The sequence below is a fragment of the Methylocella sp. CPCC 101449 genome (assembly GCF_031921685.1).
In the GTDB taxonomy this organism is placed as follows: domain Bacteria; phylum Pseudomonadota; class Alphaproteobacteria; order Rhizobiales; family Beijerinckiaceae; genus Terripilifer.
In genome coordinates, this window is record NZ_JAPDHU010000001.1 from 906,754 (window position 1) to 928,126 (window position 21,373).

At 62.8% G+C, this 21,373-nt stretch carries 18 protein-coding genes; 11 read left to right on the forward strand and 7 right to left on the reverse strand.

Features of this window, described 5'->3' with window-relative positions; translation table 11 throughout:
- Nucleotides 1-96: 96 nt before the first annotated feature.
- The gene (locus tag OIM99_RS04020) at nt 97-954 is read left to right on the forward strand and encodes an IclR family transcriptional regulator (protein ID WP_311849039.1); all 858 of its coding nucleotides are present in this window, start codon (nt 97-99) and stop codon (nt 952-954) included.
- Nucleotides 955-1,088: 134 nt separating this feature from the next.
- Nucleotides 1,089-1,433: a hypothetical protein gene (locus OIM99_RS04025; protein ID WP_311849040.1), complete on the forward strand. Its 345-nt coding sequence runs from the start codon at nt 1,089-1,091 to the stop codon at nt 1,431-1,433.
- Between the two features lie 13 nt (nt 1,434-1,446).
- Here OIM99_RS04025 and cmk read toward each other — a convergent pair whose 3' ends face one another.
- Nucleotides 1,447-2,079 carry a (d)CMP kinase gene (gene cmk, locus OIM99_RS04030; protein WP_311849041.1) on the reverse strand — a complete coding sequence of 211 codons (633 nt, stop codon included), beginning with the start codon at nt 2,077-2,079 and terminating at the stop codon, nt 1,447-1,449.
- Between the two features lie 252 nt (nt 2,080-2,331).
- On the opposite strand from cmk, the gene OIM99_RS04035 reads away from it, so the two are divergent.
- From OIM99_RS04035 to OIM99_RS04045, 3 genes are read left to right on the forward strand one after another with little or no spacing between them, the layout of a single operon-like run.
- Nucleotides 2,332-3,384, forward strand: a complete 1,053-nt coding sequence (locus OIM99_RS04035) for an aromatic ring-hydroxylating dioxygenase subunit alpha (RefSeq protein WP_311849043.1) — start codon at nt 2,332-2,334, stop codon at nt 3,382-3,384.
- Nucleotides 3,385-3,393: 9 nt separating this feature from the next.
- Nucleotides 3,394-4,158 carry a GntR family transcriptional regulator gene (locus OIM99_RS04040; protein WP_311849044.1) on the forward strand — a complete coding sequence of 255 codons (765 nt, stop codon included), beginning with the start codon at nt 3,394-3,396 and terminating at the stop codon, nt 4,156-4,158.
- 32 nt (nt 4,159-4,190) lie between these two features.
- Nucleotides 4,191-5,186 carry a PDR/VanB family oxidoreductase gene (locus tag OIM99_RS04045; protein WP_311849045.1) on the forward strand — a complete coding sequence of 332 codons (996 nt, stop codon included), beginning with the start codon at nt 4,191-4,193 and terminating at the stop codon, nt 5,184-5,186.
- Nucleotides 5,187-5,264: 78 nt separating this feature from the next.
- Here OIM99_RS04045 and OIM99_RS04050 read toward each other — a convergent pair whose 3' ends face one another.
- Complete coding sequence (locus OIM99_RS04050) at nt 5,265-7,559, reverse strand: NADP-dependent malic enzyme (protein WP_311849046.1); 2,295 nt, start codon at nt 7,557-7,559, stop codon at nt 5,265-5,267.
- Nucleotides 7,560-7,683: 124 nt separating this feature from the next.
- On the opposite strand from OIM99_RS04050, the gene mutS reads away from it, so the two are divergent.
- From mutS to OIM99_RS04065, 3 genes are all read left to right on the forward strand, one after another.
- On the forward strand, nt 7,684-10,395 hold the full coding sequence (gene mutS, locus OIM99_RS04055) for a DNA mismatch repair protein MutS (RefSeq protein WP_311849047.1): 2,712 nt from the start codon (nt 7,684-7,686) through the stop codon (nt 10,393-10,395).
- 101 nt (nt 10,396-10,496) lie between these two features.
- Nucleotides 10,497-11,069, forward strand: coding sequence for a TIGR02281 family clan AA aspartic protease (locus OIM99_RS04060; RefSeq protein ID WP_311849048.1), 573 nt, complete (start codon nt 10,497-10,499; stop codon nt 11,067-11,069).
- A 125-nt stretch (nt 11,070-11,194) separates the two neighbouring features.
- Nucleotides 11,195-12,694 carry a phosphomannomutase/phosphoglucomutase gene (locus OIM99_RS04065; protein WP_311849049.1) on the forward strand — a complete coding sequence of 500 codons (1,500 nt, stop codon included), beginning with the start codon at nt 11,195-11,197 and terminating at the stop codon, nt 12,692-12,694.
- A gap of 149 nt (nt 12,695-12,843) precedes the next feature.
- Here the strand turns inward: OIM99_RS04065 and OIM99_RS04070 are convergent, their stop codons facing one another.
- The 5 genes from OIM99_RS04070 to OIM99_RS04090 are packed head-to-tail and all read right to left on the reverse strand — an operon-like array spanning nt 12,844 to nt 17,778.
- Nucleotides 12,844-13,821, reverse strand: a complete 978-nt coding sequence (locus OIM99_RS04070; RefSeq protein ID WP_311849050.1) for a sugar ABC transporter substrate-binding protein — start codon at nt 13,819-13,821, stop codon at nt 12,844-12,846.
- A 21-nt stretch (nt 13,822-13,842) separates the two neighbouring features.
- The gene (locus tag OIM99_RS04075; RefSeq protein ID WP_311849051.1) at nt 13,843-14,826 is read right to left on the reverse strand and encodes an ABC transporter permease; all 984 of its coding nucleotides are present in this window, start codon (nt 14,824-14,826) and stop codon (nt 13,843-13,845) included.
- Entirely contained in the window at nt 14,823-15,800 is a 978-nt protein-coding gene (locus tag OIM99_RS04080) for an ABC transporter permease (RefSeq protein ID WP_311849052.1), read from the reverse strand. Before OIM99_RS04080 ends, OIM99_RS04075 begins: the two co-directional genes overlap by 4 nt.
- Nucleotides 15,797-17,311 carry a sugar ABC transporter ATP-binding protein gene (locus OIM99_RS04085; RefSeq protein ID WP_311849053.1) on the reverse strand — a complete coding sequence of 505 codons (1,515 nt, stop codon included), beginning with the start codon at nt 17,309-17,311 and terminating at the stop codon, nt 15,797-15,799. Before OIM99_RS04085 ends, OIM99_RS04080 begins: the two co-directional genes overlap by 4 nt.
- A gap of 2 nt (nt 17,312-17,313) precedes the next feature.
- A complete protein-coding gene (locus OIM99_RS04090; RefSeq protein ID WP_311849054.1) occupies nt 17,314-17,778 on the reverse strand; it encodes a RidA family protein in 465 nt (154 codons plus the stop codon).
- 247 nt (nt 17,779-18,025) lie between these two features.
- Here OIM99_RS04090 and OIM99_RS04095 point away from each other — a divergent pair, with 247 nt between their 5' ends.
- The 3 genes from OIM99_RS04095 to OIM99_RS04105 all read left to right on the forward strand — a co-directional run bounded on the left by OIM99_RS04095 (nt 18,026) and on the right by OIM99_RS04105 (nt 21,335).
- Nucleotides 18,026-18,565, forward strand: coding sequence for a MarR family winged helix-turn-helix transcriptional regulator (locus OIM99_RS04095; RefSeq protein ID WP_311849055.1), 540 nt, complete (start codon nt 18,026-18,028; stop codon nt 18,563-18,565).
- 168 nt (nt 18,566-18,733) lie between these two features.
- On the forward strand, nt 18,734-20,272 hold the full coding sequence (locus OIM99_RS04100) for an acyl--CoA ligase (protein WP_409371466.1): 1,539 nt from the start codon (nt 18,734-18,736) through the stop codon (nt 20,270-20,272).
- A gap of 16 nt (nt 20,273-20,288) precedes the next feature.
- Complete coding sequence (locus OIM99_RS04105; protein WP_311849057.1) at nt 20,289-21,335, forward strand: 2-dehydropantoate 2-reductase; 1,047 nt, start codon at nt 20,289-20,291, stop codon at nt 21,333-21,335.
- The last annotated feature ends 38 nt before the right edge of the window (nt 21,336-21,373 follow it).

The following is a 21,373-nucleotide window of genomic DNA, read 5'->3' on the forward strand; positions in this document are numbered from 1 at the left end:
TTTATACTGCAATAAACGACCATGGCGAGAAACAGCAAAAAGCCCTCTGCGACAGGCACAAATGCAACGACGGCCACGACCCGTCGGGGCAGCGCTTTGCATGTCCCGCAATTTCAGGGCCGCGGCAGCGCCGGCATTCAGTCGCTCGATCAGGGGCTCGATGTCATGCGCATTCTGGCGCACGGCGGCTCGATCAAGCTCAAGGATGTGGCGGCGCGCGCCGGCATGTCGGCCTCGAAAGCGCATCGCTATCTGGCCAGCCTGACGCGCGCCGGCTGGGCGGTGCAGACGGATACGGCTTATCGCTTGGGGCCTGAAGCCATCGCAATGGCCGCCGCCTGCCTCGCCGGCGTGTCGGTGATGAAACAGGCGATGCCGATGCTGGAAGAGCTCTGCCGGTCGAGCGGACGCTCCGCAGGCCTTGCGGTGTGGGGCAGTCATGGACCGACTATCGTAGCGATCGAAGAAACCGCCGATCCGGTATCGATGAACATCCGCCCCGGCACGGTGGCGCCGGTGCTCTCCTCCGCCTCCGGCCTTGTCTTCGCCGCTTATGCGCCTCGAGGACTGACCGGTACTGCCATCGCCACGGAACTGCAGGAGCGGCCGCGCCGCCATGGCTTTCGCAGCGAGGCGGCATTGAACCGAGAACTGGAGATCATACGCGCGCAAGGCTGGGCTTCGATCCATTCCGGCTGGGTGGCGGGAATCGATGCGATCGCCGTGCCGGTGTTCGATCATCGCGGCCGCCTTGAAGCGGCTTTGCTGACCATCGGCCGCGATCGCTTCGCACCCGGCGCGAAAGCCGACGATATCACCCTCAAACCCGCCATCGACATCCTGCGTGAGGCTGGCGCTCAATTGTCGGAGAAACTGGGCTATCAGTTGGACGTTCATCGTTCCCGGATTGCCGAACCCGTTCGTCGATCTACCCGTTCCGTGACAAAAACATAGGGACGGCACATTCGACAGCCAACAGGCCGTTCGCTTTGCGATCTCCACTCTCCGTCGCTATGAATTAAGGCATGAAAGTCGGTCCGAAAGACGATCCAAGGCGGACATCGCCGCCGGAAGGCTCAAGGATTGAGGTGGCATCCGACGGCTTCGCGCTCAACTGCGCGGGCGAGATCGTCTTTCGCATGCCGTGGAACCAAGTGCAGCAGATCGCGGGCTATACCCGTTTTGAAAAGCTCGTCCCCAAACTCTGCTTGGCCTTCTCCACCTCCAACCGCAAAAAAGATCAGGTCGTGGTACACAGTGGACTACAGGGATGGGATGAATTGTGCGCGGCATTGCCGACGTTCTTTCCGAACTGCGATCGCGACTGGCAAAAGAAAGCCGCCCATGACGCCACTTCCCTCGAAGTCTATGCGCCAGTGGCAGCCGTGAAGCCGGTCTTTACCGTCAATCCCACTATCGTCTGGTCGAAATAAGCGGGCGCAGCCGCTATTTCGCTAAAGCGCGACGCTCTTCGACGATGGCGCGCGCGGCGGCGAAGGCGCCTTCGATGTCGAGATCGCTGGTGTCGAGCAGGATCGCATCGCTCGCCTGCTTCAAAGGCGCTGTCGAGCGGTGGGAATCGCGCTCGTCACGACGGCGAATGTCGGCCAAGACGTCCTCGTAGGCCGTCTTCTCGCCGCGCCCGCGCAATTCCAAGGCGCGACGCTGGGCGCGCACTTCCGGACTGGCGGTGACGAAAATCTTCACATCGGCCTGCGGGCAGATCACCGTGCCGATATCGCGCCCGTCGAGCACGGCGCCGCCGGGACGGGCGGCGAAACGCTTCTGCAGATCGATCAGCTCGGCGCGCACCTGCGGCATGGCGGCGACCACGGAGGCCGCCTCGCCCATCTGGGCGCCGCGCAACCGCTCCTCGTCGAAATCGGTCAAAGCCAAGCCGCGCGCGGCGGCCACGGCGCGCTGTGTATCGTCGAGCCGGTCGCCCCAATCCAGTACGATGCGCGCCGTCGCCCGATAGATCAGGCCGGTGTCGAGGTGCGGCAGACCGAAGTGGCTGGCCAGCCGTCGCGCAATGGTGCCCTTCCCGGACGCGGCCGGGCCATCGATAGCAATGATCATGTCGGCTTTCTGCGGAGGTCTCAGGGCCGGGTCAAGCAGAGGGCGTGCCAGATCACAGGAAGTGCCAGAGACATATTCCGATATCTGTATACATGAATACAGATGTGCCACACCAACCTGTCTCGAGCAGCCATAGCCTGTTAATTTATTCCCGATTTTTGCCTCAGAACACGTGTGTTATTGCCAAGTTTGGATAATCTGTTGCCATTCTAAAACACATTATGTATACAGAAAGCATTCAGGGAGGTTTTGATGACGAAAGCGCCGGCTTTTCCCCTCAACGCTTGGTATGTCGCGGCCTGGGATTACGAGATTAAGAACGAGCTCCTCGCCCGCACCGTCTGCAACAAGAAGATCGTCTTTTTCCGCAAATCCGATAAATCGATCGCCGCTCTGGAAGATGCCTGCTGGCACCGCCTGCTGCCGCTCTCCATGGGCGAATTGAAGAACGACGAAATCACCTGCCGCTACCATGGCTTGCGTTTCAACGGCTCCGGCCGCTGCACGCACATGCCCTCGCAGGACCAGCTCAACCCCTCCGCCCAGGTGCGTTCCTACCCGACCGTCGAGCGCCATCGCTTCGTCTGGGTGTGGCCGGGCGATCCGGCCCTGGCCGATCCCTCGCTGGTGCCCGACCTGCACTGGAACCAGGATCCCGACTGGGCCGGCGACGGCAAGACCATTTTCGTCAAATGCGACTACCGCCTGGTCGTCGACAATCTGATGGACCTGACCCACGAAACCTTCGTGCATGCATCGAGCATCGGCAATGCCGCCGTGGCGGAATCGCCTTTCGTCGCCACCCATGGCGACCGCTTCGCCACGGTGACGCGCTGGATGAAGGACATCGACGCGCCCCCGTTCTGGCGCGGTCAGCTCGGCAAGCCGGGCAATGTCGATCGCTGGCAGATCATCCGCTTTGAAGCGCCCTGCACGGTGGCCATCGATGTCGGCGTGGCGCCGACGGGCACCGGCGCGCCGGAAGGCGATCGCTCGCAAGGCGTGAACAATTTCATCCTCAACACGATCACGCCGTCGACCGACAATACCTGCATGTATTTCTGGGCGAATGCCCGCAACTATCGCAAGGACGACCAGACCCTGACGACGCAATTGCGCGAGGGGGTGTCGTCGATCTTCCGCGAGGACGAAATCGTGCTGGAACGCCAGCAGCAGGCGATGGAAGAGCATCCCGACCGGATTTTCTATAATCTCAACATTGATGCTGGCTCGATGTGGGCTCGCCGCCTGATCGACCAGATGATCGCCAAGGAAACCCGCCCCAAACTGCAAGCGGCGGAATAGGAGAAGCTTATGTCGCTCGCCGAACCCAGCGATCGCTCCAGCGAACGGAGCCCCTCGCAGACGGTCACCGCGCTACTCTCCCTGCGGGAATTGATCGTTTCCGGCGCCTTGAAGTCCGGCGAGCGCATTTCCGAACTGGCCATGGTCGACCGCATCGGCGTGTCCCGCACGCCGCTGCGCACCGCTTTGGTGAAACTCGAACAGGAAGGGCTGATCGAGGAAATTCCGTCCGGCGGCTATGCAGTGAAAGCCTTCAGCGAAGCCGACGTATTCGATGCCATCGAAATTCGCGGCACCTTGGAAGGGCTGGCCGCGCGCTATGCGGCTGAGCGCGGCGTCGCCACCATGCGACTTGCCGAACTGCGCGAGTGCGTCGCCGAAATCGATACGGTGATCACCGCCGGCAGCCTGAGCGAAGAGGATTTCGAGGCTTATCTGCGCGCCAACGAGCGCTTCCATACTCTGCTCATGGAATTGTCAGGCAGCCCGACCCTGCGGCGCGAACTCGAGCGGGTCAGCAGCCTGCCCTTCGCCTCGGCCAGCGCCTTCGTCAAAGCCGAAGCCGCCTTGCCGGAATCGCGCAGCATTCTGCCGATCGCCAACGAACATCACCGTGCCGTCGTCGATGCCATCGAGAATCGCGAGGGCGCGCGCGCCGAAGCGATCATGCGCGAACATGCGCGGCTGTCCTATCGCAATCTGATGATGGCGCTGCGCAATCAGAAGGTTCTCGATCTCGTGCCCGGCGCCGCGCTGATCCGGCGCCGCAGCTAGCACTGAATTCGAAAGAACTCCTGGAGGGGAACATGCGTTTTTCCGTTCACTACGTTCCGGCGCGCATCGTCGCCGCCCGCGATATTTCGCCGACCGTGCGGCTCATCGAGATCGCACCGGAAGGCGGTGCCCAATCCTGGACGCCGGGCGCCCATATCAATCTGTCGCTGCCGATCGGCGACAGCGGCGAAACGCGCTCCTATTCGCTGATCGGCGAGAGCCATCCGCAGGTCTATCGCATCGCGGTGAAGCGCGACGACAACGGCCGCGGCGGTTCGCGTTACATGCATGGTTGCGACGTCGGCGCGCGGCTCAATGTCAGCGAGCCGCACAATAATTTCGACCTCTCGTGGCAGGGCACTCATTATGTCCTCGTGGCTGGCGGCATCGGCGTGACGCCAATTCACAGCATGGCGCTGGCGCTGGCCAAGCGCGGCGCCAAGATCACGGTGCTGCAAGCGGCGCGCACCCGCGCCGAACTCGCCTTCGCCGATGATCTGTCGGCGGCGCTTGGCGACGACATCCGCTTCTTCGTCTCCGACGAAGGCAAGCGCATCGACGCAGCTGCCGAAATCGCGGCTCTGCCTGCGGATGCGGAAATCTATCTTTGCGGCCCGCTGTCGCTGGTCGATGCTTTCCGCAAGGCCTGGCGCGACAGCGGCCGGCCGATGTCGCGCTTGCGCAGCGAAACCTTCGGCTCCTCCGGCGCCTTCGCCGCCGAACCTTTCAAGGTGCGTGTGCCGGCGCTCGGCATCGAAGTGAACGTGCCCGCCGATCGTTCCATGGCCGATGCCCTGGAAGACGCCGGCGTGGCCGTCATGACCGATTGCAAGCGCGGCGAATGTGGCCTTTGCGCCGTCGATATCGTGAGCTGCGAAGGCGAGATCGACCATCGCGACGTGTTCCTCTCGGACCACGAGCGGCACGAGAACACGCGCATCTGCGCCTGTGTATCGCGCGTCGCCGGCGGCGCAATCTCGATCGACACGGGCTATCGCACCGACACCCAGCAAGGGGTTGGCTTCTAAAAAATCGGGCGAAGCGCTGCCGCTTCGCCCGCATCTACGAACAGAAAGCCCGGCCCATCGGCGCCGGGCTTTGTCTTTTTAACCGCCGATGTTGAAGGCCGAGAAGGCCGCCATATTGACGATCTCGCTGTCCTTGGCGCTCATCGAGATGAACTGCACCGGCTTGTCGAGACCGACGATCAGCGGGCCGATGACCGTGCCGCCGCCTAGCTCCTGCAGCATTTTCGTGCTGATCGAGGCCGAGTGGAAGGCCGGCATGACCAGCACATTGGCCGTGTCTTTCAACCGGCAGAACGGATAGGCGCGCATCAGGTCGGGGTTGAGCGCCACGTCGGCAGCCATTTCGCCGTCATATTCGAAATCGACCCGCATGCGATCAAGGATCTGCACCGCTTCCTGCACCCGCGCCGAACGTTCGCCCGGCGGATGGCCGAAGGTGGCGAAGGCGAGCAGCGCGACGCGCGGCTCCATGCCGAGACGCCGGGCAACGCCCGCCGCCTCGATGGCGATCTCGGCGATCTCCTGGGCGGTCGGCATTTCGGTGATCGCCGTATCGGCGACCAAAACGGTGCGATCGCGCGCCAGGACCAATGAGGCGCCCATCAGCCGGTGGCCGGGCTTGGGATCGATGACGCGACGCACTTCCTCGAGCGCGGTCGAGAAATTACGCGTCATGCCAGTGACCATGGCATCCGCATCGCCCAAGGCGACCATGGTGGCGGCGAAGTGATTGCGGTCCTGATTGATCAGGCGCATGCAATCGCGGAACAGATAGCCTTTGCGCTGCATCCGCTCATAGAGGAATTCGGCATAGGCCTCGTTGCGCTTCGACAGCGCCGCGTTGTGGATTTCGATCGACTTGTCGGAGAGATCGACGCCGATGCGCTCGGCCGCTTCCTTCACGCGGTCTTCGCGACCGACGAGAATGGCCGTGCCCATCTCCTGCGCGACGAAGGACAAGGCACCCCGGATCACCTGTTCCTCCTCGCCCTCGGCGAAGACGACGCGCTTGGGATAGCGACGCACGCGTTGGACGACGCGTTGCAAGGCGCCCGCCACCGGGTCGCGCCGCGCCGACAGATGGCTCTGATAAGCCGCCATGTCGGTGATCTGCTTGCGCGCTACGCCGGTTTCCATCGCCGCCTTGGCGACGGCCGCCGGCACGACGCTGATGAGGCGCGGATCGAATGGCACGGGGATGATGTAGTCGCGGCCGAAACGCGGACGCGCACCTTGATAGGCGGCCGCCACGTCATCGGGCACGTCTTCCTGCGCCAGTTTCGCCAAAGCCATGGTGGCGGCGATCTTCATTTCCATGTTGATCGTCGTCGCCCGCACGTCGAGCGCGCCCCGGAACAGGTAGGGGAAGCCGAGAACGTTGTTGACCTGGTTGGGGTAGTCGGAACGGCCTGTGGCGACGATGCAATCCTCGCGCACGGCATGGGCCTCCTCCGGCGTGATTTCCGGATCGGGATTGGCCATGGCGAAGATGATCGGGTCCTTGGCCATGGAGCGCACCATGTCCGGCGTCAGCGCGCCCTTGACCGACAGGCCGAAGAAGATATCGGCATCGACCATCGCTTCTTCGAGCGTGCGCGCATTGGTGACGACGGCATGGGCCGACTTCCACTGGTTCATGCCTTCGGTGCGGCCGCGATAGACCACGCCCTTGGTGTCGCACAGGATGATGTTTTCCGGTGCGAAGCCGATGGCCTTGATCAGATCGAGGCAGGCGATGCCGGCCGCGCCGGCGCCGTTGCAGACAAGCTTGGTCTTTTTGATGTCGCGGCCGGTGAGCTGCATGGCGTTGAGAATGCCGGCGGCAGCGATGATCGCGGTGCCGTGCTGATCGTCATGGAACACCGGAATGTCCATGAGTTCGCGCAGCTTCTCCTCGATGATGAAGCACTCCGGCGCCTTGATGTCTTCAAGGTTGATGCCGCCGAAAGACGGCCCGAGATAACGCACCGCGTTGATGAACTGTTCGGGATCTTCGGTATCGACTTCAAGATCGATCGAATCGATGTCGGCGAAGCGTTTGAAGAGGACGGACTTGCCTTCCATCACCGGCTTCGATGCCAGAGCGCCGAGATTACCGAGGCCGAGAATGGCCGTGCCGTTGGTGATGACGGCGACCATGTTGCCGCGGGTCGTATAGTCGAAGGCGGTGGCCGGATTGTCGGCGATGGCAAGCACCGGAATGGCCACGCCAGGCGAGTAAGCCAGCGACAGATCGCGCTGCGTTGCCATCGGCTTGGTCGGAACGATTTCGAGCTTGCCCGGCTTGCCCACGGCGTGAAAATCAAGCGCTTCCTGCTCGGTGATCTTAGGCCGTTTGTGGTGTTGCGGTCGGTTGGCGGTGTCGTCGGCCATGGGCTCGTTCCAAATCCCTTATTTTTCAGGTGAGAACGACCACTTTACGCCGATGAGGCATGTATCCACAAGCACGCAAGCATGCGGCGGTGCAACGCGGCTCGGGCTTTGGTAGCGTCGGTTAATGTCAGCCCCCGCCGCAACCCGATCCAGCGCCCGCGACGCCGAAACGCGCGTCACGCCCATGATGGCGCAATATATGGATATCAAAGCCGCCAATCCGGACTGCCTGCTGTTTTACCGGATGGGCGACTTCTACGAATTGTTCTTCGCAGATGCGGAAATCGCCAGCCGCTCGCTCGGCATCGTATTGACGAAGCGTGGGAAACATCTCGGCGATGACATTCCCATGTGCGGCGTGCCGGTGGAGCGCGCCGACGATTATCTGCAACGGCTGATCGGCCTCGGCCATCGCGTGGCGGTGTGCGAGCAGACGGAAGACCCCGCCGAAGCACGCAAGCGCGGCGGCAAGAGCGTGGTGCAGCGCGGTGTCGTGCGGCTGGTCACGCCCGGCACGATCACCGAGGACCGGCTGCTGGAGCCCGGCCGCGCCAATGCCTTCCTGACCATCGCGCGGGTGCGCGCCTCCGATGAGAGCTGGAGCTATGGCCTGGCGGCGGTCGATATTTCCACCGGCGCCTTCATTCTCGGCGAAACCACCGATGGCGGCCTTGCCGCCGAAATCGCCCGGATCGAACCGTCTGAAATCGTTGTCGGCGAAGCGATTTGGAACGATGACCGGTTGCGCCGCATCATTGAGGACACCCGCATCGCTGTTGCGCCTGTCGGCCGCGATATGGCTGACGGCTCGGCGGAGCGGCGGCTGACCTCTTGGTTCGGCGTCGCCACGCTCGACGGTTTCGGCGCCTTGAGCCGGGCCGAGATCGCGGCCGCCTCCATGGCGCTCATCTATGTGGAGCGCACCCAGATCGGCGCCAAACCGGCGCTGGCTTTCCCCACGCGTTTCAAGCGTGGAACGACGATGGAGATCGACGCGGCGACGCGCGCCAATCTGGAATTGACGCGCACGCTCTCAGGCCATCGCGACGGATCGCTGATCGCCGCCATCGACATGACGGTGACACCCGCCGGCGGGCGCCTGCTTGCCGAGCGTCTGGCCGGCCCGCTGACCGATCCTATAGCCATCGCCGCACGCGCCGAGGCCGTGGCTTTTCTGTTGGCGCAGACGGATCTGCGCGACAGCCTGCGCACGCAATTGCGGCAGGCGCCGGATTTCGCCCGGTCGTTTTCGCGCCTGGCGCTGGGACGTGGCGGCCCGCGCGATCTCGCCGCTTTGCGCGACGGATTGAACGCCGCCGCCGCTGTCTCAGCGCAATTGCAAAACGTCAGCGATCTGCCGGACCATCTGCGCGCAGCCGCGCAGATCGGTGGCGAAATCGATCCGCGCATTGCCGAAGAACTGCAACAGGCGCTGGCCGAAGACCTGCCGCTGAACAAACGCGACGGCGGCTTCATCGCCAAGGGTTTCGAACCGGCGCTCGACGAAAAGCGCGCGCTGCGCGACGAGAGCCGGCGCGTCATCGCCGGCCTGCAAGCGCGCTACAGCGAGATCGCCGGCACCAAACAGCTCAAGATCAAACACAACAATTTTCTCGGCTTCTTCATCGAAGTGCAGCAGGCGCAGGGCGAGAAAATGCTGCGCCCGCCCTTCGATACCGAATTCATCCATCGCCAGACCATGGCCGATGCGATGCGTTTTTCGACGCGCGAACTGGGCGAGCTGGAAGCCAAGATCGCCTCGGCCGCCGACCGCGCCCTGGCGCTGGAGCTGGAGATTTTCGAACGGCTGGCGCAGCGTCTTCTCGAGGCCGGTGAACCGATCAAGGCCGCCGCGCAAGCGCTGGCGACCATCGATGTCGCCGCCGCTCTGGCGGAGCTTGCCGAAAAGCAGAGCTGGTCGCGTCCGATCGTCGACGACAGTCTGGCTTTCGTCATCGAAGGGGCGCGGCATCCGGTCGTTGAAATCTCGCTGCGCCAACGCGGCGAGAGTTTCGTCGCCAATGATTGCACCTTGGCGCAAGCGGAAGACGCCAACGGACTGATCGCCATCATCACCGGCCCGAACATGGCCGGTAAATCGACCTATCTGCGCCAGAACGCCTTGATCGCCATTCTCGCGCAGATCGGTTCGTTCGTGCCGGCGCGCTCGGCCCATATCGGCATTGTCGACCGGCTGTTCTCGCGCGTCGGCGCGGCCGACGATCTGGCGCGCGGACGTTCGACCTTCATGGTCGAAATGGTCGAGACCGCCGCGATTTTGAACCAGGCGGGCGAACGCTCTTTCGTCATCCTCGACGAGATCGGCCGCGGCACCGCCACGTTCGACGGCCTGTCGATCGCCTGGGCCGCCGTCGAATTCCTGCACGCGCGCAATCGCGCACGCACGCTCTTTGCCACCCATTTCCATGAGCTGACGCAGCTCACCAAGAAACTGCCGCGCCTGATCAATCTCACCATGCGCGTCACCGATTGGAACGGTGAAGTGGTGTTCCTGCACGAAGTGGTGAAAGGCGCGGCCGATCGCTCCTATGGTATTCAGGTGGCGCGTCTGGCCGGCCTGCCGCAGGATGTCGTCGATCGGGCGCAAGCGATCCTGGCGGAACTGGAAGCCGACGAGCGGCGCGCGCCGGTGGAACGGATGATCGACGATCTGCCGCTGTTCGCCATCGCCAAGCCGGCGCCCGCACCCGTCAAACCGAAGACGGATGATCTGCGCACGGCTCTCGACGCGCTCAACCCGGACGATCTGAGCCCGCGTGAAGCCCTCGATGCGCTTTATGCCTTGAAGAAGCAGCGTATTGCCGAGGACAAGTAGCGGTTAAGAATCCTCTAACCTTGCATCGAGACAGCGGCGGGCCGTTAACCGCCGCGCCGGGATAGCCATGGTAGAAGCACGGCTTCACCGGCAAACCGATCATGTTCAACGGTCCTCTTAAACTTGCCGCCATCTCGGCCATCATCGCCGTGATCGTCGCGACTTATCTCGGCTCCTCACGCGAGGCGGGTCATGGCCCCCTTGCGGGCCTCACCGATCGCTTTTTCTCGAGCGGTCCATCGCGCAGCCCAGCTAAGCCTGAAGTCGCGGTGGCCAAGGCGCCGACGGCACCGGCCTTCGGCTTTGGCCCAGTGCGGCTGCCCGCCGACAAGAGCGGCCACTATCTCGCCGTCGTCGAGATCGAAGGCCGCAGCCTGCGCATGCTCGTCGACACCGGCGCCACCTATATCTCCCTGTCGCACCGCGACGCGATGGCGCTGGGATTGCAGCCACTGCCATCCGATTTCAAGAACCGCGTCGTAACCGCGAATGGCGAGATCATGGTCGCGCGCACTCAGTTGCGCGAAGTGCGCCTCAGCAACATCCTGGTGCGCGACGTGCCCGCCGCGATCCTGCCGCCGGGAATCGAGACCGCCAGCTTGCTCGGCATGAGCTTTCTGAGCAAGTTGCGGAGTTTCGAAGTGGCTGATGGCAGCATGGTGCTGAACCCGTGACTGTGCCATTAACCCACCGTTCAGACTGAACCTTGCAGACAGAAGCGTGTTATCAACGTGTTACGTTGATTTCGCACGATTTCGACTTTTCGACCCGCCTGTCAGACGATCAAAAAAGGATTGCCATGTATCCGAAGCCATCGCCGAGCCTCACGCCCAATACCTATGCGTTCGAATCGAGCCCCATGGTCAAGGCGACCGGCTTTCGCGAATATGATGCGCGTTGGCTTTTCGGCAAGGAAATCAACCTGATGGGTATTCAGGCCCTGGGCCTGGGCTTGGGCACCCTGCTGCACGAAATGGGCGTGAAGCCGGAACTCGCCACCGGCCACGACTACCGCTCCTATTCGGCCTCGATCAAATATGCCCTCGTCACCGGTCTGATGGCCGCTGGCGTCCGGGTAAAAGACATCGGCCTTGCCCTGTCGCCGATGGCCTATTTCGCGCAGTTCGAACTGGATTGCGCCGCCGTCGCCATGGTCACCGCCTCGCATAACGACAATGGCTGGACCGGCGTGAAAATGGGCGCGCAACGTCCGGTCACCTTCGGCCCGGATGAAATGGGCCGCCTGCGCGACATCGTACTGGAAGGCCGTTTCAAATATCGTGACGGCGGCAGCTACCAATTCATCGAGAATTTCCCGGCCCGCTATATCGCCGATCTCACCAACCGGCCGAAGATCAAGCGCAAGCTCAAAGTGGTGGCTGCCTGCGGCAATGGCACGGCCGGCGCTTTCGCGCCGCAGGTGCTGGAAAAGCTCGGCTGCGAGGTCGTGCCGCTCGATGTGGACCTCGATTACACGTTCCCGCGCTACAACCCCAATCCCGAAGACATGGAAATGCTGCACGCGATGGCCGCGAAGGTGCGCGAAGTCGGCGCCGATGTCGGCCTGGGCTTTGACGGCGACGGCGATCGCTGCGGTGTGGTCGACAACAACGGCGACGAAATCTTCGCCGACAAGATCGGCGTGATGCTGGCGCGCGATCTCGCCAAGCTGCACAAGAACCCGACCTTCGTCGTCGACGTGAAATCGACCGGCCTGTTCGCCACCGATCCGGTGCTGCGCGAACTGGGCGTCACCGCCGATTACTGGAAGACCGGCCATTCCTACATCAAGCGCCGCGTCACCGATCTGAAGGCGCTCGCCGGCTTCGAAAAATCGGGCCACTTCTTCTTCAACGCGCCGGTGGGGCGTGGCTATGACGATGGCATTCTCACCGCCATCCATGTCATCGACATGCTCGACCGCAATCCGACCAAGACCATGGCCGATCTTTACGCCGCGCTGCCGAAGACCTGGGGTTCGCCGACCATGTCGCCGCATTGCGCCGACGAAGTGAAATACGGCATCGTCGACAAGGTGACGGCGCATTTCACGGACATGCACAAGAAGGGCGAGAAGCTCTTGGGCCAGAAGATCACCGATGTGATCACCGTCAACGGCGTTCGCGTCATGGTCGAAGACGGCACCTGGGGCCTGGTGCGGGCGTCCTCGAACAAGCCGGAACTGGTGGTCGTGGTCGAAAGCCCGGCGGCGGAAGCGCGCATGCGCGAGATGTTCAAGGCCGTCGACGGTGTGCTGCGGCAGTATCCGGAAGTCGGTGAGTATAATCAGACGATCTAAACCCGTCGTTGCGAACGAAGTGAAGCAATCCAGGAGCCAAGGTGTAATACCGTAGGCGTCAAATGTGCCTGCACCGCAGGAATATTTGATGCTCTACCGCACGCCCTGGATTGCCGCGTCGCTGCGCTCCTCGCAATGACGGTGTGGCCTTACTTCCCCGCGAAGCTCGCCGCCGTTGGGCAGGTGCGCTGCGTGTAAGGCACCAGCCATTCGGCATGATTGGCCTTGGTGATAATGGCGCCGGGAATCAGGATCTGTTTCGGCACGCTCTCGCCACGGATCGCCTTCAGCGCGATCTCGGTCGCGACGCAGCCGATCTTGAAGCCGTTGAATTCGGCTATGGCCAATAGGCTGCCGTTCTTCACCGCCTCCACCGCTTCCGGGACGCCGTTGATCGACACCACCGCGACCTTGTCGCGACCGGCCGATTTCAAGGCCTCCGCCGCGCCGAGCGCCGACGCATCGGCGGCGGCGATGACGCCATCAATGCTGTTGAACTGCTGCATCAGGTTTTCCATCACCTGCTGACCGAGCAGACGTTGGAAGTTGGCGGGCTGCGAGGCCAGCAGTTTGATGTTGGGATATTCCTTCAGCGCGGCGTCGAACCCGCGCTTGCGCTCATCGCCGGTGTTGGAGCCACGAATGCCTTCGAGGATCACCACATTGCCCTTGCCGCCGAGGTGATCGAACAGGGCCTTGGCGATGTCGTGACCGAGCTTGAAATCGTCCTGGCCGACGAAGGCGAGATAGGGCGCATCGCCCGCGCGGTCGTTGTAGTTGACGATGGGTGTGCCGGCCTCAATGAGCCGTTTGATCGTCGGCAGTTGCGCCTTCGGATCGATCGGCATGAACAAGATGACATTGGGCTTGGTGACACCCACATCTTCGAGTTGCGCCATGCCTTCGGTGATGTTGTTGGGCTTGGTCGGCATATAGTTGCGGACCTTGGCGTCCATTTTCTTGGCCATCTGTTCGACACCGGCCCGCACGCCATCAAAATGCGGATCGACTTGGTTCTTGGTGAAGGCAGCCACCACTTCGCCGGCGGCGTGGGCCTGGCTTCCCATCAACGGCATGGCGATCGCGGAAGCCGCGATGATTGAAGTCACGATGCGCTTGCTCAACATGTCACACCCCTTCCGTTACAACTATTTTCGTCCACCACGATTCAGGGCAGCGTCGGCGAGCAGCGCCAGCAACAAGGTCACGCCCGTGACCACCGGATGCCAGGCCGCATCGACATTCAAAGCGTTCAGCGCCTTGACGATGAGCGTCAGAATCAAGGCCCCAAGAAAGGTGCCGACAATCGTGCCGCGCCCGCCAAAGAGCGATGTACCGCCGACCAGAACGGCGGCGATGGCCGGCAGCAAGAGAGGTTCGCCGATGCCGGGCTCGGCTGCATTGAGGCGCGCGATATAGACGAGCGCCGACAGGCCGGCCATGGCGCCGCTCAGCGCATAGAGGAGCGTGCGGCGCCGTCCGACCGGAATGCCCGACAGCACTGCCGCCGTCTCGTTGGCGCCCATGAAATAGACTTCACGGCCGAGCGTGCTGCGCGCCAGGAAGATCAGACCACAGAGGCCAACCGCCAGCGCGATCCAGATCGGCACCGGCACGCCAAGGAAAAAGCCAATGCCCCAAGTGCGGAAGCCCGGTGGAAAACCATAGATGGTCTGGCCGGCCATGAAGCGATAGGCCAGCCCCTGCGCCACCCACAGCATGCCGAAGGTGGCAAGAAACGCCGGCAGTTTGAGACGATTGATCAACACGCCATTGGTCAGGCCGACCAAGGTGCCGCAGCCAAGCGCCACGGCAGCGCCTGCCATCGGCTGGCCTGTCGCCTTGATCGTCGCCGCGGCGAGACAGGCGCAGAGCGTGAGATTGGCGCCGATCGACAGATCGAGACCGCCGCCGATGATCACCAGGGTCAGGCCCGAGGCGATGAGAAACAACAGGCTCGCCTGACGCAGAATGTTGAGGAGATTGTCGGTGGTGGCGAAGCCTTCGCTGACGAAGGTGAGAAAGATGCAGATCGCGGCAATCAATCCGAGCCGCACCAAGAGGCCGATGCTGTCAGGACTGAGAGCGCGGCTCACGGCTGCGGTGGGCGAATGATGTGTCACGCTGGTCATCCGGCCGCCCCCGCCATCTCGCCCTTGCGGCCACGATCGATCAACAAAGCGACGATCAGCATCAAGCCGACGCAGAGCACCTGCAACGACGGTTCGACCGAGAGCACATTGAGACCATTGCGCAGCACCGTGATGGCGAGCACACCAAGAACTGTGCCGAGCAGCCAGCCCTGCCCCTTCTCGAACGACGTCCCGCCCAGCACGACGGCGGCGATCGCCTCGAATTCCATGCCGACGGCCACCGAGGGATGGGCGGAATTGGTGCGGCCGAGCAGCAGCAGGGCCGAGAGCGCGACCGACAGGCTGCACAGGACGTAGACGGCCATGTGAACCAGATTGGCTTTCACGCCCGCCAGATGCAGCGCTTCCTTGTTGCCGCCGATGGCGAAGATGTAATTGCCGAAGCGCGTGCGATAGAGAATGAGCCAGAGCAGGCCGCAGAACAAAGCCGCCGCGATGACCGGTGTCGGCACGCCCCCGACGGTCGAGCGATAGAAGGCTTCGATCGACGGCGTGAAACCACCGATCGGATCGCCGTGGCTGATAGCCAGCGCCAGCCCCTCGCTGATGCCCAAAGTGCCCAAGGTAACGACGAAGGCCGGCAGCGACAGATAGCTGACGAGATAGCCATTGATCAGGCCGATGATGAGCCCGACCGCCAAAGCGGCACCGACGGCAACAATCAGGCTCCAGCCGGCGACGAGCAGCGCGGCGATGACGACACCGCAAAGGCCGAGCAGCGCACCAACCGACAAATCGAGACCGGCGGTGAGAATGATCAGGGTCATCGGCAAAGCCAGCATCAGGAGAAGCGAGGCCTGCAAACCGAGATTGGCGAGATTGTCGCCCGACAGAAAACGTGGATTGCCGATGGCGAACCAGGCGACCATCGCGATGAGGATCAAGACGACGCCGGGAATACGCCGCCAGAGGGCTTCGTGCCGTAAGGCATTGTCGGCGGTGTGATCGGTCATGGATGCACCGCCAGATCGAGGATGGCCTTTTCCGACAGAGTGCCGTGGTCGAGATGGCCGACGATGGCGTAATCGCGCATCACGTAAGCGCGGTCGCAGAGATGAACGAGTTCCGGGAATTCGGAACTGATCACCAGAACGGCGGCACCGTCCTTCGCCAGACCGTCGATCAAGCGATAGATCTCGGCTTTGGCGCCGACATCGACGCCACGCGTCGGCTCATCGAGCAGGAAGAGGCGTGCGCCGGCCGCGAGCCATTTGCCGAGCACGATCTTTTGCTGATTGCCGCCACTGAGATCATGTACCTGCTGGCCCGGTCCGCGCGTCGCGATATTCAGCCTTGCGATCAGGTCGTCGCAAACCTGCCGCGCGGTTGTCGGGATGAAGCGGAAATAGCGAAACAGGCGCCAGAGCGAGGCGGCGACCGTATTGTCGCCGACCGTCAGCGGCAGCGCGAGGCCCTGGCGCTTGCGATCTTCCGGCAACAACGCAATGCCGGCGCGGATGCTCGCATCGGGACGCAAGGTGAAAGGCGCGCCATCCAGATGGATATTTCCGCCTGTCAGCGGATCGACGCCGAAGATCGCCCGCACCACTTCGGTGCGGCCGGAGCCGACCAAGCCCGCGAGGCCAACGACCTCGCCGGCGCGAACGTCGAGGGAAATGTCCTGGAGTTTTGCCGTGCGCAGTCTGTCGGCGGACAGAACGCAATGGCCGGCGCCGACCGGCGCGCGACGCGTCATACCGTCCAGCGAGCGGCCGATCATCAGGCGAACCAATTCTCCGGCGGCCGCTTCACCGCGCAGGAAACTGCCGACCACGGCGCCGTCGCGCATCACGGTGATGCGATCGCCCAGCGCCATGATCTCCTTCATGCGATGGGAAATATAGACGATCGCCACGCCACGCTGCTTCAGCCGGTCGATGACCTCGAACAGGCGGTCGGATTCGCGCTCGGAAATCGCCGCCGTCGGCTCGTCCATCACCAGAATACGCGCGTTCTGGGACAAAGCCTTGGCGATTTCGACCATCTGCTGATGGGCGACGCCAAGATCGTGGACATAAGTATGCGTGTCATAGGTCAGGCCGAGTTGCTGCAACACCTGACGCGCCGCCGCATGCATCGCCGCCTTGTCGATCAAGCCGGCCTTGGCGAAAGCGCCTTCGCGGCCGAGAAAAATATTCTGGGCAATGTCGAGATAGGGAACGAGCGAGAATTCCTGATAGATGACGGCAATGCCCAAGGCATTGGCATCGGCTGGGCCGCGGATCGCAACGGGCCGTCCGTCCACCTCCATCTCGCCGCCATCGGCGAGATAGGCGCCGCACAACACTTTGATGAGCGAGGATTTGCCGGCGCCATTCTGGCCGAGAATGACGTGAACTTCCCCCGCGCTGATTTCGAACGACACGCTTTTCAGCGCGTCGACGCCGGGAAAGGATTTCTTGATATTGCTCAGCCGCAGCAAAGGTGCTGCCTGCCGACCATCGATGGCCGGTGCCGGGCCCATGGTCATTTGCCGACGGGGAAGGCGGCGATCATATCGAGTTCGATCCGCGCCCCTTGCGTAGAAAGCTGATTGACGCAGACCGTGGTGCTGGCCGGCGTCCAGTCGCCGAAATATTCCTTCAGCACGCTCACCATGCCGTCCTGATCGCGAATGTCGGTGAGATATTTCGTGACCTTGACGATGTCGGTCCAGGTCAGCCCCTCATGTTCGAGGATGGATTTGATCGTCTCCATCGCGCGGCGCGTCTGGTCCTCGATCGCATTGGGATGGACGTGTTCGGAAATGTCGTGCGGGTGCTTGTGATAGAGCGGCGACGGCGTCGCGCCAGAAATGAACAGGAGACCGCAAGGGCTTTCGATGCGCATGGCCGGCGCATAGGGCATGTCAGGCTTGCGCTTGGGTTCCGTTTGAATCTCCTTGAGAGCCGGATTGGACGGCGAAACGGCAAACGCGGGCTTGCGTGTCATCGTAATGCTCCCTGTCCACGCGGCGAAGTCTTCAACGGAAGCCGGCCGGTCAGAACCCCATGAGCGAAGCCGAGATCCCGCGCCCGCCTCCCGGACGCGCTCCCTCACCCTCGCTTGGCCATCCGCTCTTTTAATGCAGCAGATTAACCCTGGTACAGAGGATCATCTCGATTTATCTTTGTGTCAAGATAAATGCTCGATGAAAATTTTTGCACTTCCTGCCTCGCGAAGTGCCAGGAATAAGCTTATGAATAGGCATATGACCGACGTGAAGAATGATCTGAGAGATTCCATCGACGAGATCGTTGCCGGCTGGGAAGTGTGCCGGCCCGATCTTGATGCCCATCATCTGGAAACGGTCGGACGCATCGTCCGGCTGTCGCTGTTGATGCGCGATCGCATCGAGAAATCCTTGGCGGACCATGGCCTCGCCTGGGACATGTTCGATCTTCTGCTCACCGTCTATCGCTGGGAGGGCACGGGCGCGCCCGGCGTACGGCCGACCGATCTTTACAGCGAGTGCCTTTTATCATCAGGCGGCCTGACGGCGCGCCTGCGCCGCGCCGAAGAGGAAGGCTATATTTTGCGCCGCCGCGATCCGAGCGACGGGCGCGGCGCGCGGATCACCTTGACGGCCAAAGGCCGCAATACGGTGAAGAAAGTGGTGCCGGGCCATTTCGCCACCTCGCATCAGCTCGTCGGCGCGCTGGGCGCCAGCGACAGAGACCGGCTGGCCGATCTGCTGCAACGCCTCGTCATCTCGCTCGAAGGTCCGCGCGCGGATTAGTCGGGTTCCGCCAAGGCAACCGGTGCGCAAGCCAGCCGGTGCGCCCGCACCTATCCTTCCAGCGCATAACCGATCCGCTCGAAAATCCCGCCGTCCCGGCGTTGCGGCCTCTGCCCATCTGCTGCATCCTGCAAGCGTGGGCATGGCACGCGAGGGATGAGGCTGACCATGCCGCACACGCCAGGGAGGGTTTTTGAGTTGAACACGACTGTTTTGACTCTGCTGCAAGCGGCGCCGGATACCGCAACCGCACTGACGGCGCCCGGACGTCCGCCGATGACCTATGGCGCCTTGCGCGCCTTCATCAGGCAAATTCATCGGCAATTGGCGGCAAAAGGCATCGGCCCTGGCGACCGCGTCGCCATCGTGCTGCCCAACGGCCCGGAAATGGCCTCGTCCTTCCTGGCGGTGGCCTCCGCGCTATCGGCCGCGCCGCTCAACCCGGCTTATAAGCAGGCCGAATATGAGTTCTATCTTTCCGATCTGACGCCGAAACTGGTTCTGGTGGAACCGGGGTCCGACAATCCGGTTCGGGCGGCTGCCGCCGGTCTCAACATTCCCGTGGCTGAACTACAGATCGCTGCTGACGTGCCGGCCGGCGCCTTCACGCTCTGGGCCGAAGAGGCCGACAGCACGCCGCCGACGGCCAACCATGAAGCGCTCGTACTGCACACATCGGGCACCACGTCGCGACCCAAGGTCGTGCCGTTGTCGCAGGCCAATCTGTTTGCATCCGCCAACAATATCGCCAAGACCCTGCGGCTTTCAGCGCAGGATCATTGCCTCAACGTCATGCCGCTCTTTCACATCCACGGATTGATGGCGGTCGTGCTGGCGTCGATGACATCAGGCGCATCGGTGTGCTGCACGCCGGGCTTCAATGCCCTGCGCTTCTTCGGCTGGGCGACGGAAGAAAAGCCGACTTGGTATTCGGCCGTGCCGACCATGCATCAGGCGATCCTGCAACGGGCCGAGCGCAACAGCGAAGCGGTGAATGCGATGAAGCTGCGCTTCGTGCGTTCGTCCTCTGCCTCGCTGCCGCCGCCGGTGTTCAAGGAATTGCAGGAGACGTTCCGCTGCCCGGTCATCGAAGCCTATGGCATGACGGAAGCGGCGCATCAGATGGCCTCCAATCCGCTGCCGCCGGGCGAACAGAAGCCGGGCTTCGTCGGCATGGCGGCTGGCCCCGAGATCTGCATTCTCGACGCGCAGGGCACCACCCAGCCCTCGGGCACGGAAGGCGAGGTGTGCATTCGCGGCGCCAATGTGACACTCGGCTATGAGAACAATCCGTCGGCCAATGCGTCGAGTTTCACCAGCGGCTGGTTCCGCACCGGCGACCAGGGCTATCTCGATGCGTCCGGCTATCTGAAGATCACCGGGCGCATCAAGGAGATCATCAATCGCGGCGGCGAAAAGGTGTCGCCGCTCGAAGTCGACGACGTGCTGCTCGAACATCCGGCCGTCGGCCAATGCGTCACCTTCGGCATGCCACATAAAGCGCTGGGCGAGGAAGTCGCCGCCGCCATCGTTTTGGTTGAAGGCGCCAGCCTGACCCAATCGGAACTGCAGGCCTTTGCCGGACAGACCTTGGCGCCCTACAAGGTGCCGAAGAAAATCATCATCCTCGACGAAGTGCCAAAGGGCGCCACCGGCAAGGTGCAGCGCATCGGCCTGGCGAAACTGCTGGGCTTGGGCGAGGCGTGATTGGGAGACGCATGACATGGTAAAAATCTGCGTATTCGGCGCCGGCGCCATCGGTGGCTATATGGCGGCGGCGCTGGCGGAAGCGGGCGCGGATATTTCGCTCGTCGCGCGCGGCCCGCATCTCAACGCCATCAAGGCTTCGGGCCTGAAGCTGCATAAGGATGGCGAAGAGAAAACCTATCGCATCAAGGCTTCCGACGACCCGCGTGATCTCGGCGAACAGGATTATGTGATCGTCGGCATGAAGGCGCATTCGGTGCCGCCGGTGGTCGAGCGTTTCGCGCCTTTGCTTAACGCCAAGACGGCGATCGTGCCCGCCGTCAACGGCCTGCCCTGGTGGTATTTCCATGGCATCAAGACCGGCACGGCGCTCGATGGCACATGGCTTGAGAGCGTTGACCCCGGCGGCGCGCAATGGAAGTTCTTCGGGCCGGAACGGGCCATCGGCTGCGTCGTCTATCCGGCCTGCGATGTGCCTGAGCCCGGCGTCATCCATCATACGAGCGGCGATCGCTTCACCCTCGGCGAGCCGGATGGTTCCGACAGCGAGCGCCTGCGCGTCCTATCGGAACTGCTGATCGCCGGTGGTCTGCGCGCGCCGCGCAAGTCGCGGTTGCGCGACGAGATCTGGATCAAGCTGTGGGGCAATTGCTCGTTCAATCCGGTTTCGGCTTTGACCGGCGCGAGCCTCGACGTGATCGGCGCCGATCAGGCCAGCTATCGGCTGATCCACGCCATGATGGCCGAATGCAAGACGGTGGGCGAAGCGATCGGCGCGCGTTTCTCGGTGAGCATCGAACAGCGCATCAAGGGCGGCACCGATATCGTCGGCCATAAACCCTCGACCCGGCACGATGTCGAACTTGGCCGGCCGATGGAAATCGATCCCCTGGTGTCATCGGTACTGGAGCTGGCGCGGCGCTTGAACATCGCCACGCCGATGCTCGACTCCGTAGCGACCTTGGTGCGCTTGCAGGGCCAGGTGCTCCATCTCTACGAGCGCCGGCCGGCGCTGGAAGCGGCGATCCTGCCGGCGATCAAGGAGAACGAGGCCGCCGCTTAAGGCTCGCCCCAATCTGGCTGAAAGCAGTGAAGGCAAAA

Coding starts and splice junctions, on each gene's coding strand:
- cmk (WP_311849041.1), bottom strand. CDS start 2,079: ATGATCATTGCTATCGATGGCCCGGCCGCGTCCGGGAAGGGCACCATT.
- OIM99_RS04035 (WP_311849043.1), top strand. CDS start 2,332: ATGACGAAAGCGCCGGCTTTTCCCCTCAACGCTTGGTATGTCGCGGCC.
- OIM99_RS04040 (WP_311849044.1), top strand. CDS start 3,394: ATGTCGCTCGCCGAACCCAGCGATCGCTCCAGCGAACGGAGCCCCTCG.
- OIM99_RS04045 (WP_311849045.1), top strand. CDS start 4,191: ATGCGTTTTTCCGTTCACTACGTTCCGGCGCGCATCGTCGCCGCCCGC.
- OIM99_RS04050 (WP_311849046.1), bottom strand. CDS start 7,559: ATGGCCGACGACACCGCCAACCGACCGCAACACCACAAACGGCCTAAG.
- mutS (WP_311849047.1), top strand. CDS start 7,684: ATGTCAGCCCCCGCCGCAACCCGATCCAGCGCCCGCGACGCCGAAACG.
- OIM99_RS04060 (WP_311849048.1), top strand. CDS start 10,497: ATGTTCAACGGTCCTCTTAAACTTGCCGCCATCTCGGCCATCATCGCC.
- OIM99_RS04065 (WP_311849049.1), top strand. CDS start 11,195: ATGTATCCGAAGCCATCGCCGAGCCTCACGCCCAATACCTATGCGTTC.
- OIM99_RS04070 (WP_311849050.1), bottom strand. CDS start 13,821: ATGTTGAGCAAGCGCATCGTGACTTCAATCATCGCGGCTTCCGCGATC.
- OIM99_RS04075 (WP_311849051.1), bottom strand. CDS start 14,826: ATGACCAGCGTGACACATCATTCGCCCACCGCAGCCGTGAGCCGCGCT.
- OIM99_RS04080 (WP_311849052.1), bottom strand. CDS start 15,800: ATGACCGATCACACCGCCGACAATGCCTTACGGCACGAAGCCCTCTGG.
- OIM99_RS04085 (WP_311849053.1), bottom strand. CDS start 17,311: ATGGGCCCGGCACCGGCCATCGATGGTCGGCAGGCAGCACCTTTGCTG.
- OIM99_RS04090 (WP_311849054.1), bottom strand. CDS start 17,778: ATGACACGCAAGCCCGCGTTTGCCGTTTCGCCGTCCAATCCGGCTCTC.
- OIM99_RS04095 (WP_311849055.1), top strand. CDS start 18,026: ATGAATAGGCATATGACCGACGTGAAGAATGATCTGAGAGATTCCATC.
- OIM99_RS04100 (WP_409371466.1), top strand. CDS start 18,734: ATGCCGCACACGCCAGGGAGGGTTTTTGAGTTGAACACGACTGTTTTG.
- OIM99_RS04105 (WP_311849057.1), top strand. CDS start 20,289: ATGGTAAAAATCTGCGTATTCGGCGCCGGCGCCATCGGTGGCTATATG.